Here is a 10,859-nt window from a genome sequence, read left to right on the forward strand (position 1 = left end):
GGGGCGCGTCAACTCAGACTGAACCGGCGATCTCCGAAGCCCGGAAGATCATCGGAGCGTGCCGTTCCAGGTAGATCCGCAGCCAGGGCGTGAAGGCCTCCGGCTTGGCGGCAATCTCGGCCCGCAAGGCATCAAGCGACACCCAGCGCACCGCCTGAACCTCGTCGGGGTCAAGCTCCAGGTCCAGGGGCCAGCCAGCCTCGCCCACGAAGACCTCGACCACCTCGTGCTCGATCAGCGGCTCCCGGCCGCCCGGCACCTCGGCGCGATACTCCACCTGCCCGACATGCCGCAGCGCCAGCCCGGTGATCCCCAGCTCCTGCCCCAGCCGCCGCACCGCGCAGTCCGACGCGGCCTCGCCCCAGTTCGGATGCGTGCAGCAGGTGTTCGCCCAGAGCCCGGGCGTGTGATACTTCCCCGCCGCCCGCTGCTGGATCAGGATCTCAGACCCGCGCAGCACGAAGACCGACACCGCCGGATGCCGCAGACCCTGCCGGTGCACGGCAAGCTTGCCCACGGGCTGCAAGGCACCGTCGGGACCCCAGGCCGGGATCGGCAGGTCGATCGGCTCCATCACGACCATTTCGGACTGACCACTCCCATCAGGTGCATCACGTTCTTCACCCCGATCTTCAGATGGGCGAGCGGGCGCGCCGCCACAAGCTTCTTGTTCATGTAGGCCTCGAAGGTCAGCCGCTGCACGTCGATGTCGTGGCACAGGCTCACGAACCGCTCGCGCCGGTCGTCGCTGCGATAATAGGCATTCTGCATCGACCGCAAGACCTTGAAGACCGTCCCGTGCTCCTTGAGGAACAACTTCCGCGCCATCTTCAGCTCGCTGGCCCGACCCGTCCGCAGGAAGGCCTGAGCCGCTGTCGCCGCAGCCCGCCCCCCCGCCATCGCGTAATAGATGCCCTCGCCCGAGGACGGCGCCACCACACCCGCCGCATCCCCGGCCAGCACCACGTCCCGCCCGTTGTCCCAGCGGTCCAGGGGCTTCAGCGGGATCGGGGCGCCCTCGCGCCGGATCGTCTCGCAGTCGGACAACCCCGACATCGCCCGCAGATCCGCCGTGGCCTTCTTCAGGTCCACCGCCCCGTCCTCGGTCCCCATGCCCACGGAGGCCTTGTCGCCATGCGGGAACACCCAGCCGTAGAAATCGGGGGAAATCTGCCCATCGTAAACGACATCACACCGCACCGGGTCATAGCCGGCATTGTCCGCCGGGGCCTTGATGATCTCATGGTAGGCAATGACATACGGGATCTTGTCGCCCCCCGGCACCTCGGCCCGCGCGACCCCCGACTTCGCCCCATCCGCGCCAATGACCACACGGCACAAGGACCGCTGCTCCTGCCCCGAGGCCTTCTCGCGCCAGACGACATGAGTCCCTTGGGCGTCCCGCTCCACCCGCAGGAAAGTGCCGGTCAGCCGCTCTGCCCCCACCATCCGCGCGCGGTCGCGCAGGAATTCGTCGAAATCCTCGCGGTCCACCATGCCGACATAGCCGCCCTCGATGTGGATATCGACCGCCCGCCCCGTGGGCGAGATCATCCGCGCCGTCCTGATCCGGGCGACGAGCAGCCGATCGGGGATGTCGAAATCCCGGATCAGCCGGGGCGGGATCGCCCCTCCGCAGGGCTTGATCCGCCCGTCCCGGTCGAGAAGGGCCACCCTGTAGCCCGCCCGGGCCAGATCCTCGGCCGCTGTCGCGCCCGAAGGTCCACCGCCCACCACGAATGCGTCATACATGCCTATTCTCCCGGAACTAGGTTCGGCGCGGGCGCGCGCAGGCGGCCCCCGTCGATGATCCGCCAGGCCATCAGCCCGGCTGCGAGGAACAACAGCGCCTCCAGCGCGAAGACGATCCCGAAGGCATTGGCGGTGGACCCCGCCAGCCGCAGCGCATCGACCAGCGCCGCGCCCGCGAACCCGCCAAGGCCCTGCGCGATCGCCTGCGACGCACCCCAGACGCCCATCCTCGTCCCCTCGCGCCCCGCGCGGCCCTGACCCGCCAGTTGCATCATCGCCCCGATCGAGGCGATGGCGAACATGCCGGAAAACACCCCCAGCACCGCCACCGCCGGTGTGAGCAGATCGACGCTGACCTGCCCCAGCACCGCGATCACCGCCAGCATGAATGCCGACCCGAGGCAACCGCCCACGACCCAGGCTCGCAGGGACCCGATCTTCAACCCGGATACCGCGATGCCCACGGCCAGCATGCCCACGAACATCCCGCCGTGCTGCGCCCCCGAAAGGCTTGTGGACGCACCCGGCGTATAGGCGAAGACCAGGCCCGCATAGGGTTCCAGGATCAGCTCCTGCAGGAAGAAGGCGGTCATCGACAGGAAGATGAACAGCGTGAACACCCGCGTCCGACGCTCGCCCCAGACTTCGGCCAGGCCTTGCCGCAGCGGGGTCTCGTCGGGCAGCCGCGCCGGGATCACCCGCCGCTCGATGCCCCAGATGGCAAGCGATGTCAGGACCACCGCCCCCAGCGTCACCACCGCGACAATCGCCATCAGCCGGGACGGAGAATACGGGTCCAGCAGTGCACCAATGACCCCGGATGTCACCGCGATCCCGAAGATCATCATCAGCCAGGTGATCGTCGCCGCCGCCGCCCTCCGGCCGGGGGCGCAACCGCTTGCCAGCAGCGCGAGCAGCGAGGTCCCCGAGGCCCCCGCCCCCATCCCGATCAGAATATAGGCCAGCACGGACAGGACCAGCCCGACCCCATGCCCGGCAATGCCCAGCGCCACCAGCCAGGATGCCAGCGCGGCCCCCGCCGACAGCACCGCCATCCCGCCGATGATGAAGCGCGTCCGGTTGCCCTGCGCGTCCGACAGGAAGCCCCAGCTCGGCCGGGTGATCTGCACGAAGGAATGCAGCGCCACCAGCGCCCCCGACAGCATCGCCGGCAGGGCGAGTTCCACCACCATCAGCCGGTTCAGCGTCGAGGTCGTCAGCACCACCACCGCGCCGATGCACAGCTGCACCAGCCCGAGCCTTGCGATCTGAACCCAGGACAAGGTCATGCCAACCCCCGGATCGCAAAGGCGGAAATCATCATGCCGGTGACATAGAGCACCACGCCCGTCCCGTTGTACCAGGGCGCCTTGCCCTTCGGGTCGCGGAACAGCACCCGCATCGCCGCGACCTGGGCCAGCAGCACCGCCAGCACCGCCAGCGCATGCCAGGGCTTGCCCCAGATCGCCAGCAGGCAGACGACCAGCACCTGCGCCATGCCCATCACCGTGCAGGCGATCTTCGCGGCCACCTCCGGCCCCAGCACCACGGGCAGAGAGCGCACCCCGTGCTGCCGGTCGCCCTCCAGCGCCTTGAAATCGTTCAGCGTCATGATGCCGTGCGCGCCGAAGGCGTAAAGTCCCGCGATCACCAGGTTCTCGAACCGCGGCCCCGTGCCCAGCAGGACCGCCGCACCGGTGAACCAGGGCAGGCCCTCGTAGCTCAGCCCCACCAGCCCCGGCCCCCACCAGCCCGACCGTTTCAACCGCACGGGTTCGGCCGAATAGGCCCAGGCCGCGATCACCCCGACCACGGTCGCCCCGAAGCCCCAGGGTCCCAGAAGCCAGCCCACCGCCAGCGACAGGACCGTCATCGCCAGGGCGATCCAGAGGCCCCAGCGCCCGGGGATCCGACCCGAGGGGATCGGCCGGTCGGGTTCGTTGATCGCGTCCACATGCCGGTCGCACCAGTCGTTCGCGGCCTGGCTCATCCCGCAGACGATGGGGCCGGCCAGCACCATGCCCAGAAGCACCGTCCCCCAATTCGCGCCCAGGGGCACGCCCGAGGAGACCGCGCCGCAGAGAAAGGCCCAGATCGGCGGGAACCAGGTGATCGGCTTGATCAGCCGCAGCATCGCGCGCGGCTCGGGCCAGCTTTGCGGGGGGTGGATGAGTGCGTCGCTCATGTGTCAATTAAGCCTGACACTTTCGAGTCTGGCAAGGATTACATTGCCGCGCCCCTGCCGCACCGCCGCGCATCGCGCCTCCCCTCCCCCTCGTGGGGAGGGGATGGGGGGGTGGGGGGGCTAGCCCGCAATGAGCTCGAACCGGCAGGCCGGATCGCCGCAGGCGCAACAGGCGGTCTCGCGCACCTCGACGCCCGGCCAGACGAGCCGCCCGTAGAGCCTGCGGAACACCGCGACATGCCAGATGCACTGGGGGCGCTCCGCCCGCCAGCCCGCCACCAGCGGATTGCGCGCGACCGACAGGACCAGGGGCCGCGACGCCTCTACCCGGAAGAGCCCGGTCCCCGCGAAGGTCCAGGCATGCCGCGCGATCGCCCGCGTCAGGACCGGCGCGGCCAGGGCGCCCGGCATCAGCCGCAAGGCGCGCTGCGCCAGTTTCGGAATCCGGTAGGTCAGGATGTAATCCCCTGTCGCCGTGCCCGCCTCCTCCAGCAACTGCCCGGCGGAGGGAGACAGTCGCCGCAGCGCCTGATGCACCGCCGCGCAATCGGCCTCGGGCAGCATCCCGGCATCGCGCGGGGGACGGGGAACCCGTGCCTCGGCCAGCACGGCGGACAGAAGCGCCCCCTCGCCGCGCCGCTCCAGCACATCGACCAGTTGCAGGATCGCGTTGGGGCCGATCCGGCCGGGCTCCATTACTCCGCCGGCTCCTGCATCTGCTCGCGGCCCCCGCCGCAAGCCATCGGCCCAAGGTCCGGCACCGCGCGCTCGGCCGCACGGTCGTCCGAACGGGCCTTCATCTGCGCCTTCACCGCAGCGCGCCGCTCCGCTGCCCGCGCGGCGCGGTCGGCACTGGCCTCCCAGTCGGCCATCTGCGCCTCGGCGATGGTACGGGTCGTGTCGAAGCCGAATTCCAGGTTGTCGCGCTTCACCGGCCTGAAATAGCCATGCTTGCCAAGGTCATAGAAGCTGCGCCGCACCCCCGCCTTCAGGAAGGCCTTCAGGCACCCCAGAAGATACCGCCGCCGGAACCCCGTCCCCCTCCAGGGGTAATGAAACAGCGCCTTCTTCATGTAGAAGCGGCGGTAGTTCTTCAGCACCCCCTCCAGCAGCGCCCCGCGGGTCATCGCGGCGGGCTTCATGATCGGCGTCACGAAGTTGTATTTCGAGAAGTCGAACACCTCGACCTGATCGCGGATTTCCTGGAAGAGCGGCGTGAAGGGCCAGGGCGTGTACATCGACCAGTTCGCCAGGTCCGGCTGCCAGTCCCAGGCCATCCGGTAGGTCTCTTCCAGCGTCTCGGGCGTCTCGTTGTCGAGGCCGACGATGAACTGCGCCTCGGTGAAGATGTCCGCCTCGCGCAGCAGCCGGATCGCCTCCTTGTTCTGCGCGACGGTGGTTTCCTTGTTGAACAGATCCAGCTTCAGCTGCGCCGCCGCCTCGGTCCCGAGGCTGACATGGACCAGCCCCGCCTCGCGGTAGAACTTCAAGAGATCCCGGTCCCGGTAGATGTCCGTGACCCGCGTGTTGATCCCCCACTTCACCCGCTTGTTGAGCCCCCGGTCGATCAGCTCCTGGCAGAACTCCACGAACTTCTTCTTGTTGATGGTCGGCTCCTCGTCGGCCAGGATGAAGAAGCCCACGCCATGATCGGTAACCAGCCGCTCGATCTCGTCGGCGACCTTCTTCGGGTCCCGCACCCGATAGTCGCGCCAGAACTTCCATTGCGAACAGAACGAACAGGTGAACGGGCACCCCCGCGCCATGTTGGGGATCGCGACCTTCACGCCCAGGGGGATGTAGATGTAGCTGTCCCAGTCCAGGATCGACCAGTCCGGGTCGATCCCGTCCAGGTCCTTGACGGTAGAGGCGGCCTGCGTCGCCACGATCTCCCCACCCTCCGCAAAGGCCAAACCCTTGATCTTGCGACGATCCGCAGGCCAGCGGCCATCCCGCACCGCCTCGGCAAGGGCGACCATGATCTCCTCGCCCTCGCCCCGGACGATCACATCGACCCAGGGCGCCTCGCTCAACACCTGCCGGAACATGAAGGTCGCATGGACCCCGCCCAAGACCCGCAGCGCCCCCGGCACCACCTCCTGCGCGATCCGCAAGACCTCCTCGGCCTCGTAGATCGAGGGCGTGATCGCGGTCACCCCCACGATGTCGGGCTGCAACTCAGCCAGCTTCGCCCGCAGCACCTCCGGCCCCAGGTGATAGGTCATCGCATCGAGGAAATGGATGTCCTGAAACCCCGCCCGCTTCAGGCTGCCCGCCAGATAGGCGACCCAGGCCGGGGGCCAGTTCCCCGCGATCTCGGCGCCGCCGGAGTGATAGTTCGGATGGATGAAGACGATACGCATGGCGGCCCCTTCTATGCCAAGGCACCCGCCGGGAGCAGCGGTGTCAATCCAGATTGACAGATTTCCGTCAGCGCGACTTGACCCAGATCAAGCCTGGTCGCTGGATTCCTTGTTGAGGATGCCGAACTTGCGCAGCTTCACATAGAGCGACTGGCGCGACAGGCTCAGAAGCTCGGCCGCCGCCGCGCGGTTGTTGCCGGACATTTCCAGCGCCGCCTCGATGCACATTTTCTCGATGATCTCGGTCGTCTCGTCCACGATCTCCTTCAGCGTGGAATAACCGACCAGCCGCATCACGTTGCGCAGGCCCTCGTTCTCGGCGCCGGGGGCAGAGGGCCAGACGATGCTGTCCTTCAGCACCGAATCCCGGGCGACGATGGCGATGATCTGCTTGCCGCGGTCCTGGAACAGGCTGGCCGACAGCTCGACCGAGACCTCGCCCATGTAATCGGTGTTCAGCCGGGTCCGGTAGTGCCGCAGGTGGCCCAGACGCTTGACGTTGTCGAGCAGCACCTTCAGGTCCACCGCGCCGCGCGACAGGAAATCGGAAAAGGCCCGGTCGATAACCACCGACTGGCTGTGGCTGTCGGTCAGGTTCAGGAAGGCCTCGTTCGCGGCCTTGATCGTGCCGTTGCCGTCCAGGAAGACGATGGCGTCGGTGCCCTTCTCGAACAGGTTCTGCAACATCAGGCTGCGGTCGCTTTCCTGCGACTGGGCACTTTCCGACAGGCCGATCCGGCACAGGAGAAGCCGGTCGCGCGCGGCGCGGAACAGCTTGGCGTTGATCTTCACCCGCTGCGCCGTGCGCCGGACGGTCAGGTCCAGGTAACTTGTGGCGTCGCTGGTCGCATTGCGCGAGAGCGACTCGATCAGTTCGCCCCGCCGCCGGCCGTCGAACTCCTGCGCGACGGGCGCGTTCAGCAGGTCGTTCCGCGCCGCCCCCAGAAGCCGCGCGGCCGAACTGTTCAGATCGACGATCCGCCCCGTGGTCTCGGACACGATCATAAGCGGGAAGGAATTCTCCTCCATCAGCACCCGATACCGCGTTTCCAGTTCGCGCTGCGCCTCGTGGTCGCGCCCGATCGCGCGGTGGGCCAGCACCAGTTGCTGCTGCACCTCGGCCAGCGGGCGCAGGTCGCGCCCCATCATCAGTACCTTCCCCTGCCAGCTGCGCAGGGTGTAGCGCACAGGAAACTCGTACTGGATGGGCCCCGCGTGGTTCAGCTCCATCGCCGGTCCGCCGTCCGGCTGGTCCAGCCGCGCGCTCAGCTTGGCCCAGCTGTCCTCGGCGAACAGGGATTGCAGCGGGCGGCCTTCCCAGCCGACCGCCAACCCTGCCAGTCCGGATTGCGGGTTCGCCACGACGCTTTCGACGACGCGGTCAGGTCCGATGACCAGCACAAGATCGGACGCGGCGCCCAGCAGGTCCAGGACGGCCCGAACCTCGCCCGAGACGGCACCCGCGTCCGATCCCAAGTCACCGTGACGTTTCAACTCCATCCCCTTTCGCGGCAGACATTCTGCGCAGCTTTAGGGTCTTGCGCACCCCACGATCAAGTGTCAGGTCCTGCTTGCACTCCTCAAACTCCGCGAGCAGTGCAGAAACATCGCGCAGGACGCGGTCGGCGCCCGTTTCGCGCAGCAATCCGTCGTCCGGAAGCGGGATCGCCCCCCCCACGAAGATGCACATCTCGGCCCGCGACAGAAGCCGTAGCGTGCGGACCAGCGCAGCGCCCGACTCAAGCGCCGCCTGGCAGCCGACCGACACCAGCGCCAGGTCGAAGCGGTTCGCCGCAAGCAGCTGCGTCAATTCAGCAGCGACCGGCGCCACCCGGACCACGACGCCACATCCCGCCGCCCGCAGGCGCAGGGCCACGACGAAGGCGCCCAAGGTGTGCTGCTCGGCCTCGGCCACCAGCACCAGCGCGGTGGGCCCGGAAATCGGGCTGGCCACATCGAGGATCTCGTCCACCCGGCGGACCAGTTCGTGCAGCCGCTCGACGCGCACCGTCACATCGACGAAGCTGACCTGATCGGCCGCCCACTGCTCGCCCAGGGACCGTGCCGCCTCGGGCACATAGGCGCAGGCGACGGTGGCCGGGTCGATGCGCAACAGCCCCATCTCGTCGAGGACCTGCGTCGCGTCGAATGCCCGGTGCTTCGCCAGAACCTGCATCAAGTGGTCCAGATGCTCGCGCCTGACCGAAACGTTCTGACAGCTGCGCTCCGACACCAAACGGTTCAGCGCCTCCCGCGCAAGGCCGGCAAAGGTATCATGACCGCAGTCGACCTCGGCATCGGATATTCCGTTGTCACGCATCGGCAACCCTTCCGTGCGGTGGCGCTGATGCCCGGCCACTTTACCATTGCCCCCTGGCAATGAGAAGACCGCGACTCGCGTATTTCATGACACTCCAATCCACACCTTATGTCCATAAAAATTGACACTCCGAACCCGCCAGCCGCGCTGGATCCATTTAAAGTATTGTCTTACAATGATATTTTGTGTCGCAGCGCGACGATCATCACGATAATCCGTTCGCCCGGTCATGCGTCTGGGTCGCGAAGTAGTGTAAATTTACGTTGACAGACAATGCGGCCTGACTAGGTTTGATGTCAATGTGGCTGAACTCGAGGCGTTAGGATGTCCGCGACTGCCTCTGCCCCGCGCCGCCGCCCGCTGTACACACCCAGCCAGCGTGCCCGGCGCGATGCGACCGTCTGGACCCTGGTCCAGGGCGTGCTTGCACCGGTGCAGTTCCTGGTCTGCGCCGTGTCGCTGGTCCTCGTCCTGCGCTATCTCGCAACCGGCGAAGGCTACCAGGCCGCGACCGTCTCGATCCTCGCCAAGACCGCGCTTCTCTACACGATCATGGTCACCGGCGCGATCTGGGAGAAGGTGGTCTTCGGCCAGTACCTCTTTGCCCCGGCCTTCTTCTGGGAGGACGTGGTCAGCTTCGCCGTCATCGGGCTGCACAGCCTCTATCTCTATGGCCTGCTTACGGGCCTTCTGACGCCGCACCAGCTGATGGCGGTCACGCTCGCGGCCTATGCGACCTATTTCGTCAACGCGACCCAGTTCCTTCTGAAGCTGCGCCGCGCCCGTCTGGACACATCCGAACCGGAGGGCCAGCCGGCATGAGCCTCGACACCCCCACCACCGGCTGCCTGCACGCCCCCGTCCTGCGCGAGCGCGGCCAGCGCGAGGTGTTCTGCGGCCTCACCGGGATCATCTGGCTGCACCGCAAGATGCAGGACGCCTTCTTCCTCGTCGTGGGCTCCCGCACCTGCGCCCATCTCCTGCAATCGGCCGCCGGGGTGATGATCTTCGCCGAGCCGCGATTCGGCACAGCGATCCTGGAAGAAAAGGACCTCGCCGGTCTCGCCGACGCCCATGTCGAGCTGGAGCGCGAGGTCGAACGCCTCCTCTCCCGCCGTCCCGACATCCGCCAGCTCTTCCTGGTAGGCTCCTGCCCGTCCGAGGTCATCAAGCTTGACCTCTCGCGCACCGCCGAACGCCTGAACGCCCGCCACGGACCCTCGGTTCGGGTCTACAACTACTCGGGCTCGGGCATCGAGACGACCTTCACCCAGGGCGAGGATGCCTGCCTTGCCGCGATGGTCCCGGGCCTGGAGGAAACCGCCGAGGCGAACCTCCTCGTCGTCGGCGCCCTGCCCGACGTGGTCGAGGACCAATGCCTGTCGCTCCTCACCGCCATGGGCATCGGCAACGTGGCGTTCCTGCCCTCCCGCCGTGCCTCCGGCGCGCCGAAGGTCGGCCCGAATACCCGTTTCGTCCTGACCCAGCCCTTCCTGGCCGACACCGCCCATGCCCTCGAAGGCCGGGGCGCCCAGCGCATCAGCGCCCCCTTCCCCTTCGGCGAGGAAGGCACGACCGACTGGCTCCGCGCCGTTGCCAAGACCCAGGGCGTCACCCTGGAGACCTTCGAGTCCGTCACCGCCGCCCCGCGTGCCCGCGCCCGCAAGGCCGTCGCCGCCCATGCCGAGACGCTGCGCGACAAGACGCTGTTCATGTTCCCCGACAGCCAGCTTGAAATCCCGCTGGCCCGCTTCCTCGCCCGCGAATGCGGCATGGTGCCGGTCGAGGTCGGCACCCCCTACCTCCACCGCGGCCTGATGGAACCGGAACTCGCGCTTCTGCCCAACACGGTCCTCTCCGAAGGTCAGGACGTGGACGCCCAGCTCGACCGCCACGCCGCACTCAACCCCGACCTCACCGTCTGCGGCCTTGGCCTTGCCAACCCGCTGGAAGCCGCCGGCCACGCGACGAAATGGGCGATCGAACTGGTCTTCACGCCCGTGCATTTCTACGAACAGGCCGGCGACCTTGCGGGCCTCTTCTCCCGCCCCCTCCGCCGCCGCGCGCTGCTTCAGGGGGCCGCAGAATGACCGCTCTCCGGCACGCCCCCCACCCCCATCCCTTCCCCACCGGGGGGAGGGGAGCCGCCTGCCGCATCCGGTCGGCCGAGACCGCCGCAACCCGCGCCTCCCTCCCCCCCGGTGGGGGAGGGATGGGGTGGGGGGGCACCCGGCCGGCC

The 10,859-nt window shown here is 67.9% G+C and carries 10 protein-coding genes; 2 read left to right on the plus strand and 8 right to left on the minus strand.

The window, feature by feature from the left end; genetic code table 11:
• Nucleotides 1-13: 13 nt before the first annotated feature.
• The 8 genes from idi to FL625_RS08005 all read right to left on the minus strand — a co-directional run bounded on the left by idi (nt 14) and on the right by FL625_RS08005 (nt 8,533).
• Nucleotides 14-583, minus strand: a complete 570-nt coding sequence (gene idi / locus FL625_RS07970) for an isopentenyl-diphosphate delta-isomerase (RefSeq protein WP_435532702.1) — start codon at nt 581-583, stop codon at nt 14-16.
• A complete protein-coding gene (locus FL625_RS07975) occupies nt 574-1,752 on the minus strand; it encodes a geranylgeranyl diphosphate reductase (RefSeq protein WP_149588125.1) in 1,179 nt (392 codons plus the stop codon). Before FL625_RS07975 ends, idi begins: the two co-directional genes overlap by 10 nt.
• A 2-nt stretch (nt 1,753-1,754) precedes the next feature.
• Entirely contained in the window at nt 1,755-3,041 is a 1,287-nt protein-coding gene (locus FL625_RS07980) for a BCD family MFS transporter (RefSeq protein ID WP_149588126.1), read from the minus strand.
• Nucleotides 3,038-3,937 carry a chlorophyll synthase ChlG gene (gene chlG, locus FL625_RS07985; RefSeq protein WP_149588128.1) on the minus strand — a complete coding sequence of 300 codons (900 nt, stop codon included), beginning with the start codon at nt 3,935-3,937 and terminating at the stop codon, nt 3,038-3,040. Before chlG ends, FL625_RS07980 begins: the two co-directional genes overlap by 4 nt.
• Nucleotides 3,938-4,057: 120 nt before the next feature.
• On the minus strand, nt 4,058-4,633 hold the full coding sequence (gene bchJ, locus FL625_RS07990) for a bacteriochlorophyll 4-vinyl reductase (protein WP_149588130.1): 576 nt from the start codon (nt 4,631-4,633) through the stop codon (nt 4,058-4,060).
• Nucleotides 4,633-6,300 (minus strand): magnesium-protoporphyrin IX monomethyl ester anaerobic oxidative cyclase, encoded by a 1,668-nt coding sequence (gene bchE / locus FL625_RS07995; protein ID WP_149588132.1) that lies wholly within the window; start codon nt 6,298-6,300, stop codon nt 4,633-4,635. Before bchE ends, bchJ begins: the two co-directional genes overlap by 1 nt.
• Before the next feature lie 87 nt (nt 6,301-6,387).
• Nucleotides 6,388-7,794 carry a transcriptional regulator PpsR gene (gene ppsR, locus FL625_RS08000; RefSeq protein ID WP_235019355.1) on the minus strand — a complete coding sequence of 469 codons (1,407 nt, stop codon included), beginning with the start codon at nt 7,792-7,794 and terminating at the stop codon, nt 6,388-6,390.
• Entirely contained in the window at nt 7,778-8,533 is a 756-nt protein-coding gene (locus FL625_RS08005; protein ID WP_235019356.1) for a hypothetical protein, read from the minus strand. Before FL625_RS08005 ends, ppsR begins: the two co-directional genes overlap by 17 nt.
• Nucleotides 8,534-8,944: 411 nt before the next feature.
• Here FL625_RS08005 and bchF point away from each other — a divergent pair, with 411 nt between their 5' ends.
• Together bchF and FL625_RS08015 are read left to right on the plus strand one after the other, a co-directional pair.
• Nucleotides 8,945-9,442 carry a 2-vinyl bacteriochlorophyllide hydratase gene (bchF, locus tag FL625_RS08010; protein WP_149588138.1) on the plus strand — a complete coding sequence of 166 codons (498 nt, stop codon included), beginning with the start codon at nt 8,945-8,947 and terminating at the stop codon, nt 9,440-9,442.
• Nucleotides 9,439-10,710, plus strand: a complete 1,272-nt coding sequence (locus FL625_RS08015) for a ferredoxin:protochlorophyllide reductase (ATP-dependent) subunit N (RefSeq protein ID WP_149588139.1) — start codon at nt 9,439-9,441, stop codon at nt 10,708-10,710. Before bchF ends, FL625_RS08015 begins: the two co-directional genes overlap by 4 nt.
• The last annotated feature ends 149 nt before the right edge of the window (nt 10,711-10,859 follow it).

Source organism: Tabrizicola flagellatus (assembly GCF_008271465.1).
GTDB lineage: Bacteria > Pseudomonadota > Alphaproteobacteria > Rhodobacterales > Rhodobacteraceae > Tabrizicola > Tabrizicola flagellata.